The sequence below is a fragment of the Burkholderia gladioli genome (assembly GCF_000959725.1).
GTDB lineage: Bacteria > Pseudomonadota > Gammaproteobacteria > Burkholderiales > Burkholderiaceae > Burkholderia > Burkholderia gladioli.
This window is the reverse complement of the sequence record NZ_CP009323.1, coordinates 817,818-843,787: the sequence shown is the minus strand read 5'-3', so window position 1 is coordinate 843,787 and position 25,970 is coordinate 817,818. Positions and strand designations below refer to the sequence as shown.

General features: G+C 70.1%; 24 protein-coding genes and 1 pseudogene. 12 read left to right on the top strand and 13 right to left on the bottom strand.

Annotated elements, in window-relative coordinates:
• Window positions 1-133: 133 nt before the first annotated feature.
• Window positions 134-1,771: pseudogene (gene mdlC, locus BM43_RS20685) on the top strand (benzoylformate decarboxylase).
• A gap of 305 nt (window positions 1,772-2,076) precedes the next feature.
• Window positions 2,077-3,534 carry an MFS transporter gene (locus BM43_RS20680; RefSeq protein WP_036049403.1) on the top strand — a complete coding sequence of 486 codons (1,458 nt, stop codon included), beginning with the start codon at window positions 2,077-2,079 and terminating at the stop codon, window positions 3,532-3,534.
• Between the two features lie 27 nt (window positions 3,535-3,561).
• Here the strand turns inward: BM43_RS20680 and kynA are convergent, their stop codons facing one another.
• From kynA to kynB, 3 genes are all read right to left on the bottom strand, one after another.
• On the bottom strand, window positions 3,562-4,476 hold the full coding sequence (gene kynA / locus BM43_RS20675; RefSeq protein WP_036049406.1) for a tryptophan 2,3-dioxygenase: 915 nt from the start codon (window positions 4,474-4,476) through the stop codon (window positions 3,562-3,564).
• A 46-nt stretch (window positions 4,477-4,522) separates the two neighbouring features.
• On the bottom strand, window positions 4,523-5,773 hold the full coding sequence (gene kynU / locus BM43_RS20670) for a kynureninase (protein ID WP_036049408.1): 1,251 nt from the start codon (window positions 5,771-5,773) through the stop codon (window positions 4,523-4,525).
• Between the two features lie 75 nt (window positions 5,774-5,848).
• Complete coding sequence (gene kynB / locus BM43_RS20665; RefSeq protein WP_036049410.1) at window positions 5,849-6,496, bottom strand: arylformamidase; 648 nt, start codon at window positions 6,494-6,496, stop codon at window positions 5,849-5,851.
• 127 nt (window positions 6,497-6,623) lie between these two features.
• Between kynB and BM43_RS20660 the strand changes: the two genes are divergently transcribed.
• Window positions 6,624-7,124 (top strand): Lrp/AsnC family transcriptional regulator, encoded by a 501-nt coding sequence (locus tag BM43_RS20660; RefSeq protein WP_013699205.1) that lies wholly within the window; start codon window positions 6,624-6,626, stop codon window positions 7,122-7,124.
• Here the strand turns inward: BM43_RS20660 and BM43_RS20655 are convergent.
• Window positions 7,111-7,623, bottom strand: coding sequence for a flavin reductase family protein (locus tag BM43_RS20655; RefSeq protein ID WP_013699204.1), 513 nt, complete (start codon window positions 7,621-7,623; stop codon window positions 7,111-7,113). The genes BM43_RS20660 and BM43_RS20655 overlap by 14 nt on opposite strands.
• Before the next feature lie 169 nt (window positions 7,624-7,792).
• On the opposite strand from BM43_RS20655, the gene msrA reads away from it, so the two are divergent.
• Complete coding sequence (msrA, locus tag BM43_RS20650; RefSeq protein WP_036038413.1) at window positions 7,793-8,350, top strand: peptide-methionine (S)-S-oxide reductase MsrA; 558 nt, start codon at window positions 7,793-7,795, stop codon at window positions 8,348-8,350.
• Between the two features lie 84 nt (window positions 8,351-8,434).
• On the opposite strand, the gene BM43_RS20645 is transcribed toward msrA, so the two are convergent.
• The 3 genes from BM43_RS20645 to pdxH all read right to left on the bottom strand — a co-directional run bounded on the left by BM43_RS20645 (window position 8,435) and on the right by pdxH (window position 11,892).
• Window positions 8,435-9,874, bottom strand: a complete 1,440-nt coding sequence (locus BM43_RS20645; protein ID WP_036049412.1) for a DUF72 domain-containing protein — start codon at window positions 9,872-9,874, stop codon at window positions 8,435-8,437.
• 26 nt (window positions 9,875-9,900) lie between these two features.
• Window positions 9,901-11,121: an SAM-dependent methyltransferase gene (locus tag BM43_RS20640; RefSeq protein WP_017920714.1), complete on the bottom strand. Its 1,221-nt coding sequence runs from the start codon at window positions 11,119-11,121 to the stop codon at window positions 9,901-9,903.
• A gap of 132 nt (window positions 11,122-11,253) precedes the next feature.
• Window positions 11,254-11,892, bottom strand: coding sequence for a pyridoxamine 5'-phosphate oxidase (pdxH, locus tag BM43_RS20635; protein ID WP_013699200.1), 639 nt, complete (start codon window positions 11,890-11,892; stop codon window positions 11,254-11,256).
• 144 nt (window positions 11,893-12,036) lie between these two features.
• Between pdxH and tcdA the strand changes: the two genes are divergently transcribed.
• Window positions 12,037-12,891: a tRNA cyclic N6-threonylcarbamoyladenosine(37) synthase TcdA gene (gene tcdA / locus BM43_RS20630; protein ID WP_042285729.1), complete on the top strand. Its 855-nt coding sequence runs from the start codon at window positions 12,037-12,039 to the stop codon at window positions 12,889-12,891.
• Window positions 12,892-13,063: 172 nt separating this feature from the next.
• Here tcdA and trxA read toward each other — a convergent pair whose 3' ends face one another.
• Both trxA and BM43_RS20620 read right to left on the bottom strand, forming a co-directional pair.
• Window positions 13,064-13,912, bottom strand: a complete 849-nt coding sequence (gene trxA / locus BM43_RS20625; RefSeq protein ID WP_036038419.1) for a thioredoxin — start codon at window positions 13,910-13,912, stop codon at window positions 13,064-13,066.
• 73 nt (window positions 13,913-13,985) lie between these two features.
• Entirely contained in the window at window positions 13,986-14,867 is an 882-nt protein-coding gene (locus BM43_RS20620) for a pirin family protein (protein WP_036049414.1), read from the bottom strand.
• A gap of 125 nt (window positions 14,868-14,992) precedes the next feature.
• Between BM43_RS20620 and BM43_RS20615 the strand changes: the two genes are divergently transcribed.
• Window positions 14,993-15,865, top strand: a complete 873-nt coding sequence (locus BM43_RS20615; protein ID WP_172535063.1) for an EamA family transporter — start codon at window positions 14,993-14,995, stop codon at window positions 15,863-15,865.
• 85 nt (window positions 15,866-15,950) lie between these two features.
• Here BM43_RS20615 and BM43_RS20610 read toward each other — a convergent pair whose 3' ends face one another.
• Both BM43_RS20610 and BM43_RS20605 read right to left on the bottom strand, forming a co-directional pair.
• The gene (locus BM43_RS20610; protein ID WP_036049418.1) at window positions 15,951-17,483 is read right to left on the bottom strand and encodes an N-acetylmuramoyl-L-alanine amidase; all 1,533 of its coding nucleotides are present in this window, start codon (window positions 17,481-17,483) and stop codon (window positions 15,951-15,953) included.
• Window positions 17,465-18,019 (bottom strand): bifunctional tRNA (adenosine(37)-N6)-threonylcarbamoyltransferase complex ATPase subunit type 1 TsaE/phosphotransferase, encoded by a 555-nt coding sequence (locus BM43_RS20605; RefSeq protein ID WP_013699194.1) that lies wholly within the window; start codon window positions 18,017-18,019, stop codon window positions 17,465-17,467. Before BM43_RS20605 ends, BM43_RS20610 begins: the two co-directional genes overlap by 19 nt.
• A gap of 17 nt (window positions 18,020-18,036) precedes the next feature.
• Between BM43_RS20605 and queG the strand changes: the two genes are divergently transcribed.
• The 3 genes from queG (at window position 18,037) to xerD (ending at window position 21,025) form a co-directional block, all read left to right on the top strand.
• Window positions 18,037-19,254 carry a tRNA epoxyqueuosine(34) reductase QueG gene (gene queG, locus BM43_RS20600; RefSeq protein WP_036049420.1) on the top strand — a complete coding sequence of 406 codons (1,218 nt, stop codon included), beginning with the start codon at window positions 18,037-18,039 and terminating at the stop codon, window positions 19,252-19,254.
• Window positions 19,255-19,379: 125 nt separating this feature from the next.
• Window positions 19,380-19,847, top strand: coding sequence for a methylated-DNA--[protein]-cysteine S-methyltransferase (locus tag BM43_RS20595; protein WP_036049421.1), 468 nt, complete (start codon window positions 19,380-19,382; stop codon window positions 19,845-19,847).
• Window positions 19,847-21,025: a site-specific tyrosine recombinase XerD gene (gene xerD, locus BM43_RS20590; protein WP_330219069.1), complete on the top strand. Its 1,179-nt coding sequence runs from the start codon at window positions 19,847-19,849 to the stop codon at window positions 21,023-21,025. Before BM43_RS20595 ends, xerD begins: the two co-directional genes overlap by 1 nt.
• Window positions 21,026-21,131: 106 nt before the next feature.
• Here the strand turns inward: xerD and BM43_RS20585 are convergent, their stop codons facing one another.
• A complete protein-coding gene (locus BM43_RS20585) occupies window positions 21,132-22,733 on the bottom strand; it encodes a class I adenylate-forming enzyme family protein (RefSeq protein WP_036049423.1) in 1,602 nt (533 codons plus the stop codon).
• A 140-nt stretch (window positions 22,734-22,873) separates the two neighbouring features.
• Between BM43_RS20585 and ybaK the strand changes: the two genes are divergently transcribed.
• Both ybaK and plsY read left to right on the top strand, forming a co-directional pair.
• Entirely contained in the window at window positions 22,874-23,365 is a 492-nt protein-coding gene (ybaK, locus tag BM43_RS20580) for a Cys-tRNA(Pro) deacylase (RefSeq protein ID WP_036049424.1), read from the top strand.
• 116 nt (window positions 23,366-23,481) lie between these two features.
• Window positions 23,482-24,108: a glycerol-3-phosphate 1-O-acyltransferase PlsY gene (gene plsY, locus BM43_RS20575; RefSeq protein ID WP_036049426.1), complete on the top strand. Its 627-nt coding sequence runs from the start codon at window positions 23,482-23,484 to the stop codon at window positions 24,106-24,108.
• An 85-nt stretch (window positions 24,109-24,193) separates the two neighbouring features.
• Here plsY and BM43_RS20570 read toward each other — a convergent pair whose 3' ends face one another.
• Window positions 24,194-24,679 (bottom strand): YajQ family cyclic di-GMP-binding protein, encoded by a 486-nt coding sequence (locus BM43_RS20570; protein WP_025098212.1) that lies wholly within the window; start codon window positions 24,677-24,679, stop codon window positions 24,194-24,196.
• Between the two features lie 155 nt (window positions 24,680-24,834).
• Between BM43_RS20570 and murB the strand changes: the two genes are divergently transcribed.
• The gene (gene murB, locus BM43_RS20560; RefSeq protein ID WP_230676251.1) at window positions 24,835-25,938 is read left to right on the top strand and encodes a UDP-N-acetylmuramate dehydrogenase; all 1,104 of its coding nucleotides are present in this window, start codon (window positions 24,835-24,837) and stop codon (window positions 25,936-25,938) included.
• Window positions 25,939-25,970: the final 32 nt, after the last annotated feature.

The window sequence follows — 25,970 nt, the reverse complement described above, 5'->3', positions numbered from 1 at the left end:
TGCACTGCGTCGTGCGCGGGCCGCGGCGATGCCGCCGGAGCCTGCGCGCGCGGTCTTGCCGAAAAAGACAGTACCGATGCGCGGGCGATGTCTCGATACTGTCGTCTGGTCCCGATTGCGAGAGAGCGCGCCGATGAGCGATACCCGATCCGATCCCGCCGCTGCCGCCATGACGGTGCGCGACGCGGTGCTCGACCTGCTGCGCCAGTTCGGCATCGACAAGGTGTTCGGCAATCCCGGCTCGACCGAGCTGCCGATGTTTCGCGATTTCCCGGCCGATCTCGACTACGTGCTCGGGCTGCAGGAGGCGGTGGTGGTCGGGATGGCCGACGGCTATGCGCAGGCGAGCGGCCGGGCGGCGCTGGTCAACCTGCATTCGGCCGCCGGGCTCGGCAACGCGATGGGCAACCTGTTCACGGCCTTTCGCAACCACACGCCGCTGATCGTCACGGCGGGGCAGCAGGCGCGCTCGCTGCTGCCGCTCGATCCCTATCTTGGCGCGCAGCGCGCGGCCGAGCTGCCGCAGCCCTATGTGAAATGGAGCGTCGAGCCAGCCCGCGCGCAGGATGTGCCCGCCGCGATCGCGCGCGCCTGGCGGATCGCGATGCAGGAGCCGCGCGGGCCGGTGTTCGTGTCGGTGCCGGTGGACGACTGGGACCAGCCGGCCGAGCCGGTGGCGCCGCGCGCGGTGAGCCAGGTGCAGGGGCCTGATCCGGAGGCGCTGGCGCGGCTCGGCGCGGCGCTGGAGGCCAGCGCGCGGCCGGCGCTGGTGGTGGGTGCCGCGCTGGCTCGCGGCGGCGCCTGGGACGAGACCGTCGCGCTGGCCTAGCGGCATCGCGCGCGCGTGTTCGCGGCGCCGGTTTCCGGGCGCTGCGCGTTCCCCGAGGACCACCGCCTGTTCGCCGGTTTCCTGCCGGCGATGCGCGAGCGCATCGTCGAGCGCCTGGCGGGGCACGACCTGGTGGTGGCGCTCGGCGCGCCCGCCTTCACCTATCACGTCGAGGGTTTCGGGCCGCACCTGCCGGACGGCGCGCGGCTGTGGCAACTGGTTGACGATCCCGGCGTGGCCGCCTGGACGCCGGTGGGCGACGCGCTGGTGGGCAACCTGCGGCTCGCGCTGGCGGGGCTGCTGGCGCGGCCGGTGCCGGCCGCCGTGACGGCGCGCGCGATGCCGGGCGCGCGCGAGGCGCCGGCGCGGGTCGGGCCCGGCGGTGGTGGAGAGGGCAGCGGCAGCGGCGGCCCGATGTCGGTCGCATTCGTGATGCAGACGCTGGCCGAGCTGCGCGAGGCGGCCGATATCGTGGTCGAGGAAGCGCCCAGCTCGCGGCCCGCGATGCAGCGGCACCTGCCCTTCACGCGGCCCGACAGCTTCTACACCATGGACAGCGGCGGGCTCGGCTACGCAATGCCGGCCGCGGTCGGCATTGCGCTGGCCGAGCCGGGCCGCCGCGTGATCGCGCTGCTCGGCGACGGCTCCAGCCTCTATGCGATCCAGGCGCTGTGGAGCGCCGCGCAGCGTCGCCTGCCGATCGCCTTCCTGATCCTCGCCAACGGCCGTTACGCGGCCCTGCAGGAATTCGCGCCCGTGTTCGGCTTCGCGGCCGGCGAGACGGTGCAGGGCACCGCGCTGCCCGGGCTCGATTTCGTCGCGCTCGCGCGCGGCTTCGGTTGCGAGGGCCGGCGCGTCGCGGATCCCGCGCTGCTGCGCGAGGCCTTGCAGGCCGCGCTGACGGGTCCCGGGCCGAGCCTGCTGGAGATCGTGGTGGCCTGAACGCGGCGCTTCGGGTCGTGCCGCCGGGCCGGCGTGAATCGTCTTATGATGCGCGGGCTCGCGCGGCGCGCCGCTGGTTCGGCACGCATCGCCTCACTCGATCGACCCTGCCGATCGGCGGCCAACGCGCGGCGAAACCACCATGAACCGGCCGCAAGATCGTCGAAGCGGCCGTCCCGGCAAGCGGCTTGCCAGAGCGCGCCGGAATCCGAGGAGAGTGAGGACATGAGCCGATTCGCCAGGGCGCCGGCGCGCCGCTTCGCATCGCACGACATCGTTGCGCGTCACCCGCATCGAGGCCGCGCATGAACGGCGCGCGGCAGGCCGCGGCCGCGGGCGGCGTCGATATCGGCACGACGCTCGACGCCGGCCCGTTCAGCCCGATGCAGGGCCTGGCCGTGCTGCTGGCCGCGTTGTCGATCGTGCTCGACGGTTTCGACGGCCAGTTGATCGGCTTCGCGATTCCGGCCCTGATCCGCGACTGGCATCTGGCGCGCGAGGCCTTCGTGCCGGCGGTGGCCACCGGCCTGGTCGGCATGGGGCTGGGCAGCGCCGCCGCGGGCCCGTTCGCCGATCGTTTCGGCCGCCGGCGCGCCGTGATCCTCAGCGTGTTCGTGTTCGGCGCGGCCACTTGCGCGATCGGCGCGGCGCAGGACATCGCCGGTCTCGCCGCGCTGCGCTTCGTGGCCGGCCTCGGCATCGGCGGCGCGCTGCCGACCGCCACCACCTTGACCGCCGAATTCACGCCGGCGCGCCATCGCACCCTGATGGTGACCGCCACCATCGTCTGCGTGCCGCTCGGCGGCATGCTGGCGGGGTTGTTCGCGCATGCGGTGCTGCCGGTGCAGGGCTGGCGGGGTTTGTTCGTCGCCGGCGGCGCGCTGCCGCTGCTGCTCGGTGTCGTGCTGCTCGCGACGCTGCCCGAATCGCCGCGCTACCTCGCCCGCCATCGCGCGCGCTGGCCCGAACTGGGACGTCTGCTGGCGCGCATGCGCCGGCCCGCGGCCGCCGATGCCGCCTTCAGCGATTCGGTCGAGCGGCACGCGGCCGCCGCCGCGGGCGCGGATGGTCGCGAGCAGCGGATCGTGGGCGGCGCGCCGTCAGCGAGGATCGGCGCCGAGCGGCGTGGTTTTCGCGCGCTGTTCGCCGACGGCCTGGCCGGCGACACGCTCGCGCTCTGGTGCGCGTTCTTCATGTCCCTGCTGGCCGTCTACAGCGCCTTCAGCTGGTTGCCGGCGATGCTGGCCGCGCAGGGCCTGAGCGTGGACGTGGCCGGCAGCGGCCTGACCGCCTACAACCTGGGCGGCGTGATCGGCGCGCTCGGCTGCGCGCTGGCGATCGCGCGCTGGGGTTCGCGCTGGCCGCTGGTATCGAGCGCGCTGGGCGGCGCGGCCAGCGCGGCCGCCTTGTTCAGTGTCGATGTCGCGAGCCAGCGCGGCTGGTTGCTGCTCGGGCTCGGCCTGCACGGATTGTTCGTCAACGCGGTGCAGGCCACCATGTACGCGCTCTGCGCGCACCTGTACGCCACCCCGGTGCGCGCCACCGGCACCGCCGGCGCGCTGATGGTCGGCCGGCTCGGCGCGATCTTCAGCGCCTTCGCCGGCGCCTGGGTGATCGGCGCGGGCGGGAAGGCCGGTTATCTGGCAATGCTGGTGGTGTCGATGATGATCGCGGCGCTCGCGCTGGCCGTACTGCGCGACCATGTGAAACCGTTGCGGGCGCAACGGTTTCGTCGGGAAGGGATCGCCGGCCCGTCGCGATGAGGGCCGGCCTTGCGTCGCGCCTGCCGCCTACAGCGTGGTGCGGACGTGCCACAGCTCGGGGAACAGCACCACATCTAGCATCTTGCGCAGATAGGGCGCGCCGTTGGTGCCGCCCGTGCCCTGCTTGAAGCCGATGATGCGCTCGACGGTGGTGACATGCCGGAAGCGCCATTGCCGGAACGCATCCTCGAGGTCGACCAGTTCCTCGGCCATCTCGTAGAGCTCCCAGTGCGCGGCGGGATCGCGATAGACGGCGAGCCAGGCCGCCTCGACCGAGGCGTCGTGCGCGGTCGGCGCGCGCCAGTCGCGCGCGAGCCGCTCGGCCGCGATCGGGAAACCGCGCCGCGCCAGCAGGCGCACCACCTCGTCGTAGAGCGAGGGCGCGTCGAGCGTGGCTTCCACCTCGGCGAGGATATCCGGGCGATGCGCGTGCGGCTTGAGCATCTGCTCGTTCTTGTTGCCGAGCAGGAATTCGAGCTGTCGGTACTGATAAGACTGGAAGCCCGAGGAAGCGCCCAGGTAGGGGCGCATCGCCGAATACTCCGATGGCGTCATGGTGGCCAGCACGTTCCAGGCCTGCACCAGTTGCTCGAGGATGCGCGAGACGCGCGCCAGCATCTTGAAGGCAGGCGGCAGCGCATCGCGGCGGATCGAATCGAGCGCCGCGCGCAGCTCGTAGAGCGCCAGCTTCATCCACAGTTCGCTGGTCTGGTGCTGGATGATGAACAGCATCTCGTTGTGGTCGGGCGAGAGCGGATGCTGGGCCTTCAGGATCGAGCCGAGCGACAGGTAGTCGCCATAGCTCATCGACTTCGAGAAATCGAGCTGGGCGTCGTGCCAGCCCTCGCCACCGGCGGCGGCCGGGGCTGGCGTGCCCGAGAACGGGCAGCGCGGCGGCGCTTCGGCGCCGTCGGTCTTGGAATGGTCAGGATTCACGATCAATGCTCTCCGGCAGGTCAGGGGCGCTCACGTCGGCGGGGGCGGCGGCTCAGGTCACCGCCGTGCGGGCCGCGAACTCGGGCGCCCGCCAGACCTCGGTGGCGAGCACTTCACGCAGCGCCTCGACGGCATCCCAGATATCGACGAAACGCGTGTAGAGCGGCGTGAAGCCGAAGCGCAGGATGCGCGGCTCGCGATAGTCGCCCACCACGCCGCGCGCGATCAGCGCGCGCATCACCTCGTAGCCGTGCGGATGCTCGAAGCTGACCTGCGAGCCGCGCCGTGCCGGCTCGCGCGGCGTGACCAGCCGCAGCTCGAGCCCGGCACAGCGCGACTCGACCAGCGTGATGAAGGCATCGGCCAGCGCCAGCGACTTGCGGCGGATCGCGCCCATGTCGGTCTCGTGGAAGATGTCGAGCCCGCATTCGACCATCGCCATCGAGACGATCGGCTGGGTGCCGCACAGGAAGCGCGAGATGCTCGCATCGGGCGCGAAGCCGGGCTCCATCGCGAACGGCGCGCGATGGCTCCACCAGCCCGACAGCGGCTGCTCGAAGCTGGCCTGGTGGCGCTTCGGCACCCAGGTGAAGGCCGGCGAGCCGGGGCCGCCGTTCAGGTATTTGTAGGTGCAGCCGACCGCGCCGTCGGCCGCCGCGCCGTTCAGGTCGACCGGCACCGCGCCGGCCGAGTGGGCCAGGTCCCACAGCATCAGTGCGCCGGCCTGCTGCGCGTGGCGCGTGAGGGCGGCCATGTCGTGCATGTAGCCGCTGCGGTAGTTGACGTGGGTGATCATCGCGACCGCGCAATCGGCGTCGATCGCGGCTTCCAGCTCGGCCGCGTCGTCGACCAGGCGCAACTCGTAACCGCGATCGAGCTGGGCGATCAGCCCTTGCGCGATATAGAGGTCGGACGGGAAGTTGGAGCGCTCCGAGACGATCACGCGGCGCTCGGGCGCGCGTCTGGCCTGCTCGCGCAGCATCGCCGAGAGCAGCTTGAACAGGTTCACCGAGATCGTGTCGGTGATCACCACCTCGCCCTCGGCGGCGCCGATCAGCGGCGCGAGCCGGTCGCCCAGGCGACGCGGCAACGCGAACCAGCCGGCGGTGTTCCAGCTGCGGATCAGGTCGCGTCCCCATTCGGCCTCGATCACCGCCTGGGCGCGCGCGGCCGAAGCCTTCGGGCGCGCGCCGAGCGAATTGCCGTCGAGGTAGAGGGTGTCGTCGGGCAGGGCGAAACGCTCGCGCAGCGGGGCGAGCGGGTCGTCGCGATCGAGGGCGAGCGCATCTTCACGGGTTTGCATGGTGCGGATCGATTGGGTTCGTGAGTGGGGGAGGCGCGAGCGGCAGCCGCGCGCCGGAAAGTCGGATCGGGGAATTCAGGGCGTCGCGCGATCGGCGGGCAGCGCGCGCAGTACCGCGCGCACCGGGCTCGCATCGAGCGTCGCGAACTTGAGCGGCAGCGCGATCAACTCGTAGTCGCCGGCCGGCACGGCATCCAGCACCAGGCCTTCCAGGATCGCCATGCCGTGCGCGCGCACGCGGCGGTGCGCGTCCATGGTCTTCGATTCCTGTGGGTCCAGCGAGGGTGTGTCGATGCCGATCAGGCGCACGCCGTGCGCGGCCAGCAGGTCGATGGTGGCCGCCTCGACCGCGCAGAAGGCGTTGTCCCAGGCTTGTTGCGGTGCGTTCGCGTAAGTGCGCAGCAGCACGCGCGGCGGGCAGCCCGCCAAGGCGGCGGCGATCCGCGCGGGCGCCACCGCGGGCGCGGCGCCCAGGCAGTCGATCACGCGGCAGGCGCCGAGGTAGGCATCGAGCGGCACCGCGCCGATCGGCGCGCCTTCGGCGTCGTAATGCAGGGGCGCGTCGGCGTGCGCGCCGGTATGCGGCGAGAGCGTCAGCCGCGCGACATTGACCGGCGAGCCGGCCTCCATGCGCCACACGCGCTCGACCGCGACCTCGGTATCACCGGGCCAGACGGGCGTGGCGGGGGAGATGGCCGGCGAAATATCCCAGAGCGTTTCCATGGTTTTTCATCAAGTCTCCATAGCGGGAATGATAGGTAATCGGCGCCGCACAGTGCTTGCGAAATAAACATGGACATTCGGCAAATATCGCAGATAATTTGAACGATAGCTAAAACGGGGACCAGAAATGCATGCAATCTCGCTCGACGCTACTGATTGCCGTATTCTCGCCGTATTGCAGCAGGAGGGCCGGATCAGCAACCTCGACCTGGCCGAGCGCATCTCCTTGTCGCCGTCCGCCTGCCTGAGGCGGATGCGCCTGCTGGAGGAGCAGGGCGTGATCGAGTGCTATCGCGCCTGTCTGAGCCGCGAAAAGCTCGGCTTCGAGCTGGAGGCTTTCGTGCAGGTGTCGATGCGCAACGACCAGGAGCAATGGCACGAGCGCTTCGCCGAGGCGCTGAAGGAATGGCCGGAGGTGGTATCGGCCTTCGTGGTGACGGGCGAGACGCATTATCTGCTGCGCGTGCTGGCCCACAATCTCAAGCACTATTCGGAATTCGTGCTCAATCACCTCTACAAGGCGCCGGGCGTGATGGATATCCGTTCCAACATCGTCCTGCAGACGCTCAAGGATGAGGCGGGCCCGCCCGTCTCGCTGGCCCGCACCGGGGCGGTCAGAGCGGATTGAGTCCGTGGAACGCGCCGCCGTGGAACACCAGCGGCGCGAGCGAACCGGCTTCGGGATGCAGGCCGCAGCGTTCCACCTCGCCGACGAAGATCACGTGGTCGCCCTCGTCGTAGCGGCTGCGGTTATGGCACTCGAACCAGGCCAGCGCGCCGTCGAGCACCGGCATGCCGGATTGGCCGGCGGCGTGCGAGACCCCCTCGAAGCGGTCGCCCTTGGCGGTCGCGAAGCGCTTGCAGAGATCGAGCTGCGACGCGGCCAGCACATTGATCACATAATGGCTGTTGCCGCGGAATACCGGCAGCGAGGCCGAGCGCGTCGCCAGGCTCCAGAGCACCAGCGGCGGCGCCAGCGAGACCGAATTGAAGGAACTCGCGGTGATGCCGATCAGCTGGCCGTGCGGCGCGCGCGTGGTGATCACGGTCACGCCGGTGGCGAACTGGCCGAGCGCCTGCCGGAACGCGGCGGCGTCGAAGTCGGGCGGGGTGGCGCGGATCGTCATCGCGGCACGGCCCTCGGCGCGGCGCCCGCGCGGCGGCGAAACAGGTTGGAAGAGGTCATCTGGAAATCGGGAAATTTGTCCCGATTTTAACGGAATCGATGGCTGCCGCGACCCGGCGGCCCGAAACGATCCGGCCGAACCCCGGCCGGGTCCTCTGTCAGGAGCGAACATGAATCAGGCAGTGCAGGAAGTCGCCGTGTTCGGCGGCGGGTGTTTCTGGTGCACCGAGGCGGTGTTTCTCGATGTCGAGGGCGTGCTCGCGGTCGAATCGGGTTATGCGGGCGGCCACACGCGCAACCCGGGCTATCGCGAGGTCTGCGACGGCGATACCGGCCACGCCGAGGTGGTGAAGGTCAGCTACGACCCGGCGCGCATCAGCTATCGCGAGGTGCTCGAGATCTTCTTCGCCACGCACGATCCGACCCAGCTGAACCGCCAGGGCGCCGACGTCGGCACCCAGTACCGCTCGGTGGTGTTCGCCGAGTCGGATGCGCAGCGCGAGGCCGCGCTGGAGGTGATCGCCACGCTCGAGCGCGAGCATATCTTCGGCGCGCCGATCGTCACCAAGGTCGAGCTGCTGGACGGCAACTACTGGCCGGCCGAGGAGTATCACCAGAACTATTTCGCGCGCAATCCGCAGCAGGGTTATTGCGCGGCGGTGATCGGCCCGAAGATCGCGAAATTCCGCCAGAAGTTCGCGCATCGGCTGAAGTCGAATCGCGGTTGAGTGCGGCACGCAACGGAACGGCGGCACCTCGATCGGGGTGCCGCCGTTTTTTCATGGCGCGACGGGAGGCGAGGGGCGGGCGGTTCAGGCTGCGTCTGAGCGCAGCCGCTCGACGGCCGCGCCGATCGCCCGCGCCAGCTCGATGCAGGACAGCGGCGCCGAGCCCTCGGCCTTGTTGTTGATGGTGATCAGCACCGGCTGGCCGGCCAGCACGTAGCGCGCGGCCAGGTCGGCCAGTGCGTGGCGCGTGTTCGGATCCTCGTCGACCAGCTTGTCGAACGGATCGTACTTGGCCTTGGCCTGCTCGTACTTGAAGCCGCCGTGCAGGCTCCAGCGCACCACCAGCGGCCCGGGCGTGTCGCCGTCGAGCAGCGCGAGCGCGGCAGCCTGGCGCAAGGGGTCGGGCATCCGCGCATGCAGGCCGACGCAGTAGCGCACGCCGGCGCTCGCCAGCATGCGGATGAAGCGCGGCGTGAGCAGCGCGCCGTCGCGGATCTCGATCGCGTAGCGCGGCCCGTCGGGCTCGGCCGGCAGCGGCGGCAGGGCGGCGAAGAAGGCCGCCAGGCGCTCGATCAGCCCGGCCGGGTCGGCCAGCAATTGGTCGGGCAGCGGCGAGAACTGGAACACCAGCGCGCCGGCCTTGCGGCCCAGGCCGTCCAGGCAGGGGCGCACGAAGTCGTCGGTGGCGATGCGCGCGTCGAGGAAGGCCGGGTTCGGGCCGGCCGGCTCGCCGCGCGAGCCGCGCACCACCGCGTCGGTGACCGAGGCGGGCGCCTTGATCACGAAGCGGAAATCCTCGGGCACCTGCTGCGCGTAACGCAGGTACTCGGCCATCGAGAGCGGCGCGTAGAAGGAGCGGTCGATGCTGACGCTCTTGAGCAGCGGATGCGCGCCATAGGCTTCGAGGCCGTCGCGCGAGAGCTTCTGCGCCGAGTAGTCCTCGCCGTAGACGATGCCGTTCCAGCCCGGGAACGACCAGGTCGAGGTGCCGAGATGCACGCCGGGCGGCAGGGCCGCGGCGGTGGCGGCCACCGCCTCGTCGATCGCGGCGGCGGTGACGCCGCGCTTGCGCGAGCGGCGTGGCGCGGCGGGCTTGCCATCGGGCGAGCCGCCGGCCGCGATGGCGGCATCGGCGTCGAGATTGGCGTCGATGGTCGGCGGCGGTAGTTCCTCGTCGCCGAACAGCGAGTTCATGGCCGGTGCCAGGCGCGAATCGGCGGTGCCGGGGTGTGAAGGGGAATCGTCCTGCCGGGTTTCGGTTTCCGCGCCTGCGTCGTCCGCATCAGGGGATGCCACGGAAGCCGGGGCAGCCGCCGCGGCGGCGGGATCGTCGGCCGGGCGCGGCGCCGTGTCGGCGGCACCGCGCCGGCTGCCGCGCGGCGCGCGCGAGGGCGCGCCGGCGCTCGGCTGGCCGGCATCGGGCAAGGGCTCGCCGAACAGGTCGAACTGTCCGGCCTCGCGCGGCGGCGCGTCGTCCTGCGTCGTGGTTCGCGCGGCATCGCGCCGCGTGCTGCCTTCACCCATGCATGGCCGTTCGCTTGAGGCTGCCGTCAGCGCGGCAGCGGGTTCTCGTACATGTAGCGCCGCGACCAGGGCAGCGTTTTCGCGCTGCGGCCGGCCTTGCGGCAGACGAGCTGGTAGATCGACACGTCGTCGTTCTCGAACGCATAGGCGCAGCCCGCGAGATAGACGCGCCAGATCCGGAACTTCTCGTCGTCGACGAGCTGGCGGGCCTGGTCGGCCTTGGCTTCGAAGTTCTCGGTCCAGATGTCCAGCGTGCGCGCATAGTGCCGACGCAGGCTCTCGGCGTCAACCACCTCCAGGCCGCCGCGCTGCGCCGCCTCGATCGCCAGGCTCACGTGCGGCAGCTCGCCGTCCGGGAACACGTAGCGATCGATGAATTCGCCGCCGCCCAGCGAGGTCTCGCCGCTGTCCGCGTCCGAGGAGGTGATGCCGTGGTTCATCGCCACGCCGTCGTCGGCCAGCAGCTCGCGCACCTTGGTGAAGTAGCCCGGCAGGTTCTTGCGGCCGACGTGCTCGAACATGCCGACGCTGGTGATGCGGTCGAACTGGCCTTCCACGTCGCGGTAATCCTGCAGGCGAATCTCGATCTGGTTCTCGAGGCCGGCGCGGCGCACGCGCTCGGTGGCGAGGTCGAACTGGTTCTGCGAGAGCGTCACGCCAACGCAGTGCGCGCCGAACTTCTGCGCCGCGCGCAGCACCAGCGCGCCCCAGCCGCAGCCGATGTCGAGCAGGCGCTGGCCCGGCTGCAGCTGGATCTTGGTCAGGATGTGGTCGATCTTCTTGATCTGGGCGGTGGCCAGGTCCTCGTCGCCGTTCTCGAAGTAGGCGCAGGAATAGACCATGTTCTCGTCCAGCCACAGCCGGTAGAAATCGTTCGAGACGTCGTAGTGATACTGGATCGCCTTCTTGTCCGAATTCTTGGTGTGGGTGAAGTAGCGCGTGACGCGCGCCAGCTTGCTCGCATTGGTGACGGTGCTGCGCGCCAGCGAGTAGCCGATGTCGATGATGTCCGGCAGGCGCCCCTCGATATCGATCTTGCCCTTCACATAGGCCTCGCCGAGATTGTCGAGGCTCGGGTCGAGCAACAGCGGCAGGGCCGAGGCGTTGTTGACCTTCAGCGTCACCGCCGGCGCGCTGAAGTTGCCGAAATCGTGCTGGTCGCCATTCCACAGCACCAGGCGCGCCGGAAGGTTCGCCTTTTCCCGTACTTCGTCCGCCCACTGTGCCAGCTTCTTTTCCCAGAACATGAGGATTCTCCGTTGTCCGTTGAAACGAATACAGCCAAGTCTTCGTACTGACCCGCCGCGTCGAGGCGGCGGGCCGACATGCAAATCGAAACACGAGCTGCGCCGTGGGTTGCTCACGCGGCGCGAATCAGGTCAGGGCGAGAGCCGCTCGATGGTCCAGGCGCCAGCCGCGTTGCGCAGGTAGCGCAGGCGATCGTGCAGCCGCGAGGGCCGGCCTTGCCAGAACTCGATCGCCTCCGGCACCAGCCGGTAGCCGCCCCAGTGCGGCGGGCGCGGCGGGTTCTCGCCGTAGCGCGCGGCGAAGTCGCGTTCGCGCGCCTCCAGCACCTCGCGGTCGGCGATCACCGTGCTCTGCTCCGAGGCCCAGGCGCCGATGCGCGAGCCCACCGGGCGCGAGGCGAAATAGCTGTCGGATTCGGCTGCGCTGGTTTTCTCGATGCGGCCCTCGATGCGCACCTGGCGCTCGAGCTCGATCCAGTAGAACAGCAGCGCGGCATGGGGGTTGTGCGCGATCTCGCGGCCCTTGCGGCTCTCGTAGTTGGTGAAGAACACGAAGCCGCGCTCGTCCACGCCCTTGATCAGCACGATGCGCGCCGAGGGGCGGCCCTCGGCGTCGACCGTGGCCAGCGTCATGGTGTTCGGTTCGGGCAGTTGCGCGTCGAGCGCCTCCTTGAACCATTTGTCGAATTGACGGATGGGATCGGATGCGACGTCGGCCTCGTCGAGCGAGGCGCGCGAGTAGTTGATGCGGAGATCGGCGAGAGAGGTCATTTCTTATGCGAACGCTTCAATCTGGGGCCAGTATAGCCAAGGAAACAAAATCCTGCGTTGTGGTGTCGCGGCCGACCGGCATTGCGACGATCAGGCAAAATAGGCGCTTCGCGGCTGTTCCGCTTTCATTTCGCTTACCTACGCATGTCCCGCATCGACGCCGTCGCAACGCCTCACGATCTTACCCCGAGCCCGTCGAATCAGCTTGACGCAGCCGACCGCTCGCGGCGCTTCGGCGGGGTGGCGCGCCTCTATGGCCCGGCCGCGCTGGCGGCCTTCGAGCGTGCCCACGTGGCGGTGATCGGCATCGGCGGGGTGGGCTCGTGGAGCGTCGAGGCGCTGGCGCGCAGCGCGATCGGGCAGCTCGTGCTGATCGATCTCGACAATGTCGCCGAGAGCAACACCAACCGGCAGTTGCACGCGCTGGACGGCAACTACGGCAAGGCCAAGGTCGAGGCGATGGCCGAGCGCATCGCGCTGATCGATCCGGCCTGCCGCGTGCATTGCGTGGAGGAGTTCGCCGAGCCCGACAATTTCGAGGCCCTGCTCGGCGGCGGTTTCGACTTCGTGATCGATGCGATCGACAGCGTGCGCACCAAGGTCGCCCTGATCGCCTGGTGCGTGGCGCGCGGCATCCCGCTGGTGACGGTGGGCGGCGCGGGCGGCCAGCTCGATCCGACCCGCATCCGCATCGACGACCTGGCGCTGACGATCCAGGATCCGCTGCTCTCCAAGGTGCGCGCGCAATTGCGCAAGCAGCACGGCTTCCCGCGCGGGCCGAAGGCTAAGTTCAAGGTCAGCGCCGTCTATTCGGACGAACCGCTGATCTACCCGGAGGCCGCCGCCTGCGAGATCGACGACGAGGCCGCGGCCGGCCCCGCCTCGGGCGGCCCGGCCGGGCTCAACTGCGCGGGGTTCGGCTCGAGCGTGTGCGTGACGGCGAGCTTCGGGTTCGCGGCTGCCGCGCATGCGCTGAAGGCGATCGCCGCGCGAGGCTGAACACCTGCCTCTCGCCCATTTCGCGTTTTGTAGGCAATCCGAAAGATTGTGTCCGTGAGCGCGGCGGATCGCGTTCCGGAGGCACTGGATGCGCCAAATGAAACGGGCGCGGGCCTGATCGGCCCGCGCCCGTGTTTTCTTGCGGCGGCGCGACGCTATTGCGACAACCGGCTCAATACAGCGCCGCGCTGAGCTTGCGGCGCCAGGCGGCCACCAGGTTCGGCTGGTCCGAGGCGAGCTCGAACACCGACACCATGGTCTTGCGGCCCACGTCGTCCTTGAAGCCGCGGTCGCGCTGCACGATCTCCAGCAACTGCACCAGCGCGCCCTCGTACTGGCGATGCGCGATCAGCATCTGCGCGAGGTCGAAGCGCGCCTCGAGATCGTTGGCGTCGGCGGCGATGCGCTGCTCCAGCGCGTCGGTCGGCGGCAGCTCGACGGCCGCGTCGAGCGCGTCGAAGCGCGTCTTGATCGCGTGATAGCGCGGGTCGACGCCGTTGACGGTCTGCGGCGACAGGCGCGTGGCCTCGTCGCGCGCGGCCTCGATGCGGTTCACGGCCAGCAGCAGCTCGATCAGGTCGAGGCGGATGTCGTCCTGGCCCGGATTGAGCGCGAGCGCGGCCTGCAGGTGGCGCACCGCGTCCTCGTAGCGCTCTTCCTCCAGGGCGATCTGCGCGGCGCGGCGCTCGGCTTCCTCGCCCGAGGGCAGCAGCCGGTCGATGAAGGCGCGCAACTGGCCTTCGGGCAGCACGCCGACGAACTGGTCGACGGCGCGGCCGTCGGCGAAGGCGATCACGTGCGGGATGCTGCGCGTCTGGAAATGCGCGGCCAGCTCCTGGTTCTCGTCGACGTTGACCTTGACGAGCTTCCAGCGCCCCGCGTAATCGGCCTCGAGCCGTTCGAGCATCGGGCCCAGGGTCTTGCAGGGGCCGCACCAGGGCGCCCAGAAATCGACCAGAACCGGCGCGTCGAGCGATGCTTCGATGACGTCGCGTTCGAAAGTGGCGAGCGTGGTGTCCATGTGGTCCTCGTGAGTCGGAAATATCGCGTAGTTGGGGCCGAAGCCCGTTGTTTCAATGCGCCGCGCCGGCCGCTCAGCGCGGCTTGCGCTCGGGCAGCGGGATCCACTCGGTCTCGCCGGGCACGCTGCCCATGCGCTGCTCGGTCCAGGCCAGCTTGGCCGCCTCGATCGCCTCGCGCGTGCTGGCCACGAAGTTCCATTCGATGAAGCGCTCGCCGGCCAGCTTCGCGCCGCCGAGCAGCATCACGCGCGCGCCGTCGCGGCTGGCCAGCGTGACCGCCTGGCCCGGCGCCAGCACCGCCATCTGCTCGGCTTCGAGCGGCTGGCCGTCGATCGTCAGGTCGCCCTGGGCCAGGTAGACGGCGCGCTCCTCGTGCTCGGCGTCGAAGCCGAGCGTGGTGCCGGCCGCGAATTCGGCCGCCACGTAGAGCGTGCGCGAGAAGGTGGTGACCGGCGAGCGCGCACCGAACGCGTCGCCGGCGATCACCGTCAGCGCCACGCCGTCGTGCGTGAGCTTCGGCAGGCTGGCCGCCGGGTGATGCTCGAACGAGGGCTCGGTGGTTTCGTGCTCGAGCGGCAGCGCCACCCAGGTCTGGATGCCGTGGATGGTCTGGCCGCGCTCGCGCACGTCCTCGGGCGTGCGCTCCGAGTGGACGATGCCGCGCCCGGCCGTCATCCAGTTCACGTCGCCGGGCACGATGGCCTGCAGCGAGCCGAGGCTGTCGCGATGCAGGATCGCGCCTTCGAACAGATAGGTGACGGTGGCCAGGCCGATATGCGGATGCGGGCGCACGTCCAGGCCCGTGCCGGGCGGCAGTTCGGCCGGGCCCATGTGGTCGAAGAAGATGAAGGGGCCGACGAGGCGCGCGGCCATCGCGGGCAGCACGCGCCGCACCTGGAGATTGCCGATGTCGCGGATATGCGGTTTCAGGACCGCTTTGATCGATTCGCTCATGTTCTTGATGGGGGGCGGACTTGGGGTGCGCCCATTGTATCGGGCTCGCGGGGGGCGCGCCTGTCGGCGGATGCCGGTAGACTGGCGCCCGTTGCTTGCGCGATCACGGAGGAAACGACGCAATGATGGCCTGGAAGGACCTGCTGCTGGCGCTGGTGGTGATCGTCGCCTGGGGCGTCAATTTCGTGGTGATCAAGCTCGGCCTGCACGGCGTGCCGCCGATGCTGCTCGGCGCGCTGCGCTTCACGCTGGCCGCCGTGCCAGCGGTGTTCCTCGTGCCGCGCCCGCGCATCCCCTGGCGCATGCTGCTGCTCTACGGCGCCACCATCCTGCTCGCGCAGTTCGTGTTCCTGTTTACCGCGATGCAGGTGGGCATGCCGGCCGGGCTGGCCTCGCTGGTGCTGCAGGCGCAGGCCTTCTTCACGCTCGGCTTCGCCCGGGTGTTCCTCGGCGAGCGCGTGCGCGCCTGGAACCTGCTCGGGCTGGCGATCGCCGCGGGCGGGCTGGCCGCGATCGCCGCGCAGGGCGGCGGCGCCATGACCACGGCCGGCTTCGCGCTGACCTTGTGCGCGGCCGCCGCCTGGGCGCTCGGCAATATCGTCACCAAGCGGATCGGGCCGGTCGAACTGGTGCCGCTGGTGGTGTGGGGCAGCGTGGTGCCGCCGCTGCCCTTTTTCGCGCTGTCGCTTGTCTTCGAGGGGCCGGCGCGCATCGAGGCCGCGCTGGCCTCGCTGTCGGGCGTCTCGGTGTTCGCGGTGGTCTACCTGGCCTTCGTCGCCACCCTGGTCGGCTACGGCATCTGGGGACGGCTGCTGTCGCGCTACCCGGCCGCCCAGGTCGCGCCGTTCTCGCTGCTGGTGCCGGTGGTCGGCATCGCCTCCTCGGCCTTCTTCCTCGGCGAGCAGATGAGCGCGGCCGAGTACCTGGGCGCCGCGCTGGTGATGGGCGGACTGGTGGTCAACGTGTTCGGCGGGCGACTCGCGCGGCGCGGCACCTGAGGAACCCGGGGCGCCATGAAAAACGCCTCGCGCGAAGGCGAGGCGTGCGACGAGCCGAATGCCGGCGGCGAGGGTGGGCCGCCGCTCAGGCCATCCGGCTCTTCGCCAGCGGCGGATTGGCCGCGAAATAACGCTTGATGCCGCGGAAGATTGCGTCGGCCATCTGCTCGCGGTAGCTGTCGTCGTTGAGGCGCTTCTCTTCCTCGGGATTGCTGATGAAGGCGGTCTCCACCAGGATCGAGGGGATGTCGGGCGCCTTCAGCACCGCGAAGCCGGCCTGCTCGACCGAGCCCTTGTGCAGCTTGTTGATGTTGCCGACCTCGCGCAGCACGTAGTTGCCGTAGCGCAGCGAGTCGCGGATCTGGGCGGTGGTCGACATGTCGAACAGCGCGCGGTTGACCGATACGTCCTGCGTCTTCACGTTGATCCCGCCGATCGTGTCCGACGAGTTCTCCTTGTTCGCCATCCAGCGCGCGGCTGCGCTGGTGGCGCCGTGGTCGGACAGCGCGAACACCGAGGAGCCGTGCGCCTGCGGCGTGGTGAAGGCATCGGCGTGGATCGACACGAACAGGTCGGCGCCCACGCGCCGCGCCTTCTGCACGCGCACGTTCAGCGGTACGAAGAAATCGTTGTCGCGCGTCATCATCGCGCGCATGTTCGGCGCGCCGTCGATCTTGGCGCGCAGCTTCTTGGCGATGTCGAGCGCGACGTGCTTCTCGTAGGTGCCGCCGCCGCCGATCGCGCCCGGATCCTCGCCGCCGTGGCCCGGGTCGATCGCCACCGTCAGCAGGCGCACCGTGCCGTTCTTGCCGCCCTTCGGGGTGGTGAAGGCGTAGGTGTCGGGCGTGCTGTCGTCGTCATCGTCCTGCTGCTTGGCGATCACCGGCGGCGGCTTGACCGTCGGCTTCGGCACGGCCGGTGTCGCGGGCGAACCAGGCGAGGCAGGCGAGTTCGGCGAATTCTGCGCGAAGCGCTGGAAGAACGCGTCGCTGTTGTCGCCGGCCGCGGGCGGCGGCGTGCCGGGGCCGTTCAGCGCGGCTTGCGGCGGCTGGGCCTGCTGGGCGCGCACCGCATCGTTGAGCTGCTGCTCCTTGCGCTCGGTCTGCGAGATCAGGTCGGACAGCGGGTCCGGCGCGACAGCCGGGTAGAGGTCGAACACCAGCCGGTAGCGATAGGTGCCCACCGGCGGCAGGGTGAACATCTGCGGTTTCACCGAGCCTTTCAGGTCGAACACCATGCGCACCACGTGCGGCTGGTACTGGCCGACGCGCACCGACTGGATCTGCGGATCGTTCGGCGCGATCTTCGAGACCAGGTCGCGCAGCGCCTGGTCGAGGTCGAGCCCGTCGAGATCGACCACCAGCCGGTCGGGGCCCTGCAGCAGTTGCTGCGCGGCCTGCAGCGGCTGGTCCGATTCGATCGTCACGCGCGTGTAGTCGCGCGCGGGCCAGACCCGCACGCCGAGCACCGAGGAGGCCTGCGCCAGGCGCGGCGCGACCAGCCCCAGCACCAGCGTCGAGGCGCCCGCGCAGAGCACCTTGCGGCGGCGCCAGTTGTGAGTCGTGGTGGCGGCCGACTCGATCGACCGGAACGGTTTGATCAACATCTTTCGAGACATGCGTTTCCTGATGCGCTGTAGGCTCGCGCCACGAGGCGGCGGCCTTCGCCGTCGACATCGAGCGCGAACACGAGATCCGGCACGCCGAGCAGGGTGCCTGCCTGCTGCGGCCATTCGACGAGGCAGATCGCGCCGGCATTGAAATATTCGCGAAAGCCCGCGTCCGCCCATTCGGCCGGATCACTGAATCGGTAGAGATCGAAGTGATGCACCGCGAGTTCCCCATCGGCGCGTTCGAGCGCATACGGCTCGACCAGCGTGTAGGTGGGGCTCCTGACGCGCCCGGCATGGCCGAGGCCGCGCAGGATGGCGCGCACCAGGGTGGTCTTGCCGGCGCCGAGATCGCCGAGCAGCTGGATCTGCAACCCGTCGAAGGCGTTCGCGGCGAGGCGTTCGGCGCGCACCGCGTCGAGCGCCTGGGCGAAGCGCAACCCGAAGGCGGCCGTCGCGGCCTCGTCGGGGAGCGCGAACTGGCGCTCGGCGAGCGGGGCGGACGGGACGATCGCGTGGATCGGATGGCTGGGCTGCGCGGGCATTCTCGTAAAATAGCGCGATGAACCGTAAACCGGAACTCGCCATGATGGACGCGCCCTCGACGCAACGCGAGGGCGCCGCGCCGCGCCGCCTCGACGATGCGGCGCTGGATGCGCTGGTCGTGCGCATCAAGGCCTGGGGGCGCGAACTGGGTTTCGGGGCGATCGGCATCAGCGATACCGATCTCTCGGATGCCGAAGCGGGGCTCGCCGCCTGGCTGGAAGCCGGTTGCCACGGCGAAATGGATTATATGGCCAAACACGGCATGAAACGCGCGCGCCCGGCCGAACTTGTGGCCGGTACGCTACGCGTGATCTCGGCGCGCCTGGCCTATCTGCCGGCCGAAACGGCCGCCGCCGACGCGGCCTCGGCGGGAGGCGGCTGGCGCGCGCGGGAGCTGGCGCGGCTGGAGGATCCGGCCGCCGCCGTGGTGTCGATCTACGCGCGCGGCCGCGATTATCACAAGGTGCTGCGCAATCGGCTGCAGACCCTGGCCGAGCGCATCGAGGCCGAGATCGGCCCGTTCGGCTATCGCGTGTTCACCGATTCGGCGCCGGTGCTCGAGGTCGAGCTGGCGCAGAAGGCCGGCACCGGCTGGCGCGGCAAGCACACGCTGCTGCTGCAGCGCGATGCCGGCTCGCTGTTCTTCCTCGGCGAGATATTCGTCGATCTGCCCTTGCCGACCGATGCCGAAACCAGCCCCGCGACGGCGCCCGAAACGCCCGGCTCGCATTGCGGCAGTTGCACGCGCTGCATCGATGCCTGCCCGACCGGCGCGATCGTCGAGCCCTATCGCGTTGATGCGCGGCGCTGCATTTCCTACCTGACGATCGAACTGAAAGGCAGTATTCCGGAATCGCTGCGCCCGCTGATCGGCAATCGCGTGTATGGCTGCGACGACTGCCAGCTCGTCTGTCCCTGGAACAAGTTCGCGCAGCCGGCGCCGGTGGCCGATTTCGACGTGCGCCACGGGCTCGGCAGCGCCTCGCTGGTGGACCTGTTCGGCTGGAGCGCCGAGCAGTTCGACCAGCGCATGCAGGGCAGCGCGATCCGCCGCATCGGCCACGAGCGCTGGCTGCGCAATCTCGCGGTGGGCCTGGGCAATGCGCTGCGCGCGCCGCGCGAGCGGCTCGGCGACGAGACGCGCGAGGCCATCGTCACGGCGCTCGCCGCGCGCGCCGACGATGCGTCCGAGCTGGTGCGCGAGCATGTCGAATGGGCGCTGCAGGCTGCCTGAAGGGCGCGCTGCCGGGATTCGTCATGGCGGCGTAAAGTGGCGCCTGGGGTACCTGGGGCCTGGAAAGAGAAATCGAGCGTGACGGTCGCGCGGCCCGGGCCACCGCCGTATCGAAGGAGCGAAGCATGTTCAACGCCGTGATCGACGCACCGTTCGGCAAGGTCGGCATCCGCACCGAGGCGGGCAGGGTGCGCGAGATCGTCTACGTGCCTGAGTCGGTGCGCAGCATCGATCCCGACAATGCGCTGGCGCTGCGCGTCGCGCGACAGATCGATCGTTATCTCGACCGCGCCTCGGCGCGCTTCAAGCTGCCGCTGGCCGAAGTCGGCTCGGCGTTCCAGCAGCGCGTCTGGCAGGCGATCAGCGAGGTGCCGCCGGGCACCGTGGCGACCTATGGCCAGATCGCCAAACGCATCGGCAGCGCGCCGCGCGCGGTCGGGCAGGCTTGCGGCGCGAACTGGTTCCCGCTGGTGATTCCCTGCCATCGCGTGGTCGCCTCGGGCGGCATCGGCGGTTTCGCGAACCAGGACGAGGATGGTTGTTACCTGAAGATCAAGCGCTGGCTGCTGGCGCATGAAGGGATTCGTTACTGATGGTGCGCAAGATGGGGAAGGCGGCCGGCGTCGATGCCGGTGGCGAGGCAATCGCGAGCGAGACGGCGTCTGCGTCGGATGCGGCCGCGGTGGCGAATCCGACTGAAGTGAAAGCGCGCCGTGGTGCGGCGGGGGCTTCCGCTGGCGCTGCGCGCAAGCCGCGCCGGGCTGTCGACGCGGCCGCGCGGGGCGCCGGCCGAAGCGGCGGCCGCAAGCCGGGCCGCCCGCCCGGCAGCGGCGGCAAGGGCGACGGCGCGCTCGGCGAACCACTGGCCGGCACGCCCGAGCGCGAGGCCAGCCGCCAGGCGATCGACCTGTTCTGCGACGCGCTGTGGCTCGAGCATGGCCTGTCGAAGAACACGCTCGATGCCTACCGGCGCGACCTGACGCTGTTCGCGCAGTGGCTCCCGCAGACGCACGAGGCGAGCCTCGATGTCGTCTCCGAGCCGATCCTGACGGCCTACATCGCGGCGCGCAGCGACGGCAAGGCCACCTCCTCGAACCGGCGTTTGTCGGTCTTCCGGCGCTATTACGGCTGGGCGCTGCGCGAGCATCGCGCGGCCGCCGATCCGACGCTGCGCGTGCTGTCGGCCAAGCAGGCGCCGCGATTTCCCTCGACGCTCTCGGAAGGCCAGGTCGAGGCGCTGCTCGGCGCGCCCGAGGTGGAGACCGCGCTGGGGCTGCGCGATCGCACCATGCTCGAGCTGATGTACGCGAGCGGGCTGCGGGTGAGCGAACTGGTCACGCTGAAGACGGTCGAGGTCGGTCTCAACGACGGCGTGGTGCGCGTGATGGGCAAGGGCTCGAAGGAGCGGCTGGTGCCGTTCGGCGAGGTGGCGCACGGCTGGATCGAGCGCTACCTGCGCGAGGCGCGGCCCGCGCTGCTCGGCGCGCGCGCCTCGGACGCGCTGTTCGTGACCGCGCGCGGCGAGGGCATGACGCGCCAGCAGTTCTGGAACATCATCAAGCGCCACGCGCTGCGCGCCGAGATCCGCGCGCATCTCTCGCCGCACACGCTGCGGCACGCCTTCGCCACGCACCTGCTCAATCACGGCGCGGACCTGCGCGTGGTGCAGATGCTGCTCGGCCACAGCGATATCTCGACCACCCAGATCTACACGCACGTCGCGCGCGAACGCCTGCGCTCGCTGCACGCCCAGCATCATCCGCGTGGCTGAGATCTGCTGAAGGGAGGTGCGCCGTTTCGGCGGCGCGTGCTCCCGGATCCCGCCCTGCCCGTCGCCAGTCTCCCTCCCCGGGCTTCGATCCGCCCCGTTCGGTTCTTCAGTCTTTATAGGCCGCGTGCTCGCGCAGCCGGTGCTTGAGCACCTTGCCGGTCGAGGCGGCCGGCAGCGCCTCGACGGCGACGATGCGCGCGGGCCGCTTGTAGGGCGCGAGCCTGGCCGCGCACCAGGCGTCGAGCTCGTCGGCGGCGAGCGCGGCGCCCGGCGTCAGCTCGACGAAGGCGAGCACTTCCTCGTTGCCGGGCACCGCCCGACCGATCACGGCCGACTGCACCACGGCCGGATGCGCGTTCAGCACATGCTCGACCTCGGCCGGATAGACGTTGAAGCCGGAGCGGATGATCAGCTCCTTGCTGCGGCCGGCGATGCTCAGCGCGCCGTCGGCGGCGGCCCGCGCCAGGTCGCCGGTGCGCAGCCAGCCCTCGGTCGTGACGGCCGCGCGCGTGGCCTCGGGGTTGCGGTAATAGCCGAGCATCACGTTCGGCCCGCGCACCATGATCTCGCCGACCTCGCCGGGCGGCACCGGCTTCAGCTCGGGATCGACCAGCCGCACCTCGATGCCGGGAATCGGCACGCCCACCGAGCAATCCCCACGCGGTGCCTCCAGCAGCGTCTGCGCGACGGTCGGGCTGCTTTCGGTCATGCCGTAGCCGTTGTGCAGTGGCAGCCCGTAGACGCGCTCGACCCGCGCCTTCAGGTCCGCGTCGAGCGGCGAGCCGCCCGAATAGGCGAAGCGCAGTTGCGGGGCCTGCCAGGCGTGGCCGTGAGCCTGCAGGTGATCGAGCAGCTTCGCGTGCATCGCCGGCACGCCCTGGAAGATGGTCACGCGCTCGTCGGCCAGCGCGCGGCGCACCGCGTCGGGCACGAAGCGCGGCGCCAGGCGCAGGGTCGCGCCGGCGCACAGGCTGCCCAGGCAGACCGAGGCCAGCCCGTAGACGTGCGAGACCGGCAGCACCGTATAGACCACGTCGCTCGCGCTCACCCGACGCAGCGTGCTGGAGACGGCCGCGACGAACAGCAGGTTGCGATGCGACAGCATCACGCCCTTGGGCGTGCCGGTGGTGCCGGTGGTGTAGATCAGCGCCGCGCATTGCCGCGCGCCTTCGGTTTCCACCGCCTCGGCGTGGGTGCCGGGATCGAGCGCCACCGCCCAGGTGCCGATGTCGGGCTCGCCGGCGGCGGCCGGCAGGGCGCGGTGGCGCGCAGCGTGGGCGGCCGCGTCGGGCGAGGTGGCGGTGACGAAGGCGATCGCGCGCGGCCGCGCGTGCGCGGCGATCGCATCGAGCTCGGCCGCCGACAGCCGCGCATTGGCGAGCAGCGCCCAGGCGTCGAGCGTGGCGGCGGCGAACAGCAGCACGATCTGCGCGATGCTGTTCTCGGCGACGATCATCACGCGATCGCCGCCGCGCACGCCGAGCGCGCGCAGTTGCGCGGCGCTCGCGTCGATGGCCGTCACCAGCTCGGCATAGCTGAGCCGGCGCGCGTCCTCGATCAGCGCCGGGTGCTCGGGCGTGCGCGCGGCGATGCGGCGCGGCAGCTCGGCGATGCGCGCGGGCAGGGCGGCGAGCAGCGCCTCGGTGTCGAGCGGCGCGAGGGGCGGCGAGGACGGGGACGACTGGGAAGCGGACGGAGAAGCGGGCATCGTGGCTCCGGAAACAGGCCGGGTCGCAGGGCCTTGCTGAAGATGTTCAATAAGGTGTCGATCGTGCCACGCGCACCGCGGCGGGGCAATCTGCCGAACGGACAATAGTGCTTCGCGGCGCACGCAATTAAAATGCGCCCATGAGCAAATCCCGACATGTCTCCGAAACCCCCGCCACGCAATGGCTGCGCCGCCAGGGCGTGGCCTTCGGCGAGCACACCTACGACTACGTCGAGCACGGCGGCACCGGCGAATCGGCGCGCCAGCTCGGCGTGGACGAGCACGTGGTGGTCAAGACCCTGGTGATGGAGGACGAGCATGCCAGGCCGCTGGTGATCCTGATGCACGGCGATCGCACCGTCTCCACCAAGAACCTGGCGCGGCAGATCGGCGCCAAGCGCGTCGAGCCCTGCAAGCCCGAGGTCGCGAACCGTCATTCGGGCTACCTGGTGGGCGGCACCTCGCCGTTCGGCACCAAGAAAGCGATGCCCGTCTACGTCGAGTCGAGCGTGCTCGAGCTGCCCTCGATCCTCATCAACGGCGGCAAGCGCGGCTACCTGCTGAGCCTCGCGCCGGCGGTGCTGACCGACGTGCTCGGCGCGAAACCGGTGCAGTGCGCCAGCGTCGATTGAGGGTTTCACCCGGAACCGGGGCCGGCCCGCTTCGGTAGAATGGGCGCCGCGCGGCGCCGGGCTGGCCCGGCGGCGGCGCCCCGTTCACTTCTTCGTCGAAACAATCGAACCTCCCCATGCAGATTCTGATCGCTACCGTCGCTGCCTACCTGATCGGCTCGGTGTCGTTCGCCGTCGTCGTCAGCGCCTTGATGGGCCTCGCCGATCCGCGTTCCTACGGCTCGAAGAACCCCGGCGCCACCAACGTGCTGCGCAGCGGCAACAAGAAGGCCGCGATCCTGACCCTGCTCGGCGATGCCTTCAAGGGCTGGCTGGCGGTCTGGCTGGTGCGGCACTTCGGGATCGGCGGCGAGCTCGGCGTGGCACTGGCCGCGATCGCCGTGTTCCTCGGCCACCTCTATCCGATCTTCTTCCGCTTCCAGGGCGGCAAGGGCGTGGCCACGGCCGCCGGCGTGCTGCTGGCGATCTCGCCGGCGCTCGGCATCGCCACCCTGCTGAGCTGGCTGGTGATTGCGTTCTGCTTCCGCTATTCCTCGTTCGCGGCGCTGGTGGCGGCCGTGTTCGCGCCGATCTTCGACGTCTGGCTGTTCGGCACGCGCGACAATCCGGTCGCCTGGGCCGTGCTGGCCATGAGCCTGCTGCTGATCTGGCGCCATCGCGCCAATATCTCGAAGCTGTTGAAGGGCCAGGAAAGCCGGATCGGCGACAAGAAGAAACCGGTCGAGCCGTCGAGCGGCGCCTGATACGGCGCGCCCATGAAAAACGGCGCGCGGCAGCGGGCGATGCCCGTGCCGCGCGCCGTCGGTCTTGCCGGCGGATCGGGTTCGATCAGTCGCGGAAGTTGTTGAAGTCCAGCGGCGTGTCGGCGACTTCCTTGCGCAGCAGCGCGATCACGCTCTGCAGGTCGTCGCGCTTGGTGCCCGACACGCGCACCGCGTCGCCCTGGATGCTGGCCTGCACCTTGATCTTGCTGTCCTTGACGGTGCGCACCACGCGCTTGGCCAGGTCGCCCGTCACGCCCTTCTTGATCGTGACGACCTGCTTGAGCTTGTCGCCGCCGATCTTGTCGACCTTGCCGTAGTCGAGGAAACGCACGTCGACATTGCGCTTGGCCATCTTGCCGATCAGCACGTCCTTGACCTGGCCGAGCTTGAAATCGTCGTCGGCGAACAGGGTCAGCTCCTGTTCCTTGTGCTCGACGCGCGCGTCGGAGCCCTTGAAGTCGAAGCGCGTCGAAATTTCCTTGTTCGACTGCTCGACGGCATTCTTCACTTCGATCATGTTCGCTTCGGAAACGACGTCGAACGATGGCATGCTGTTCTCCCTGTAAGACATGCGGGCCGCGCGATGCGTGCGCGGCCACTCGCTATAATTGCGGACCGACCGCCATTTTACCGATGCCCCCGCGTTTTGCCCAAGGCCGCCGCTCACGTCGGCGTGACCCGCGAACGCCGCGCCCCCTGCCGCCGATGTCAGATTCCGATTTCGCTTCCACGTCCGCCGCTGTTCCTCCGCCTTCGTCCGCTCCCGCCTCGGAGGCTGCCGGCGCGCCGGCGCTGCTGCCCGATTACCCGCTGCGCGAGCACAACAGCTTCGGTTTCGCGGTGCGCGCGCGCTGGGCGGCGCGCGTCGACACCCCGGCCGGCTTCGCCGCCGCGGCGCGCGACCCGCGCGCAGCCGGCCTGCCAGTGCTGGTGCTCGGCGGTGGCAGCAACGTGGTGTTCACGGGCGACCTCGACGCGCTGGTGCTGATCAACGGCGTGCGCGGCCGCGCGCTGCTGCGCGAGGACGACGAGGCCTGGTACGTGGAAGCCGGCGGCGGCGAGAACTGGCATGAGTTCGTGGCCTGGACCCTGGATGCCGGCATGCCGGGGCTCGAGAATCTCGCGCTGATCCCGGGCACGGTGGGCGCCGCGCCGATCCAGAACATCGGCGCCTACGGCATCGAGATGCGCGAACGCTTCGCATCGCTGAAGGCGGTCGAGCTGGCCACCGGCGAGATCGTCGAATTCGATGCCGCGGCCTGCGCGTTCGGCTATCGCGACAGCGTGTTCAAGCAGGCCGCGCGGGACCGCTTCGCGATCGTCTCGGTCACGTTCCGGCTGCCCAAGCGATGGGCGCCGCGCTGCAACTACGCCGATGTCTCGCGCGAATTCGCCGCGCGCGGCATCGCGCCGGCCGAGGCGACGCCGCGCGACGTGTTCGACGCGGTGGTGGCGATCCGGCGCGCCAAGCTGCCGGATCCGGCCGTGCTCGGCAATGCCGGCAGTTTCTTCAAGAATCCCGTGATCGAGGCCGGGCAGTTCGCGGCACTCCAGCAGCGCGAACCGGAGCTGGTCTCGTATCCGCAGCCGGACGGGCGCGTCAAGCTGGCGGCGGGCTGGCTGATCGACCGCTGCGGCTGGAAGGGCCGCGCGCTCGGCGCGGCGGCCGTGCATGATCGGCAGGCGCTGGTGCTGGTCAATCGCGGCGGCGCCACCGGCGCCGAGATCCTGGCGCTGGCGCGTGCGATCCAGGCCGACGTGCGCGCGCGTTTCGGCGTCGAGCTCGAAGCCGAGCCGGTCGCGATCTGAGCGCGCCTGGCACCGGTCGCGTCGGCGATTCG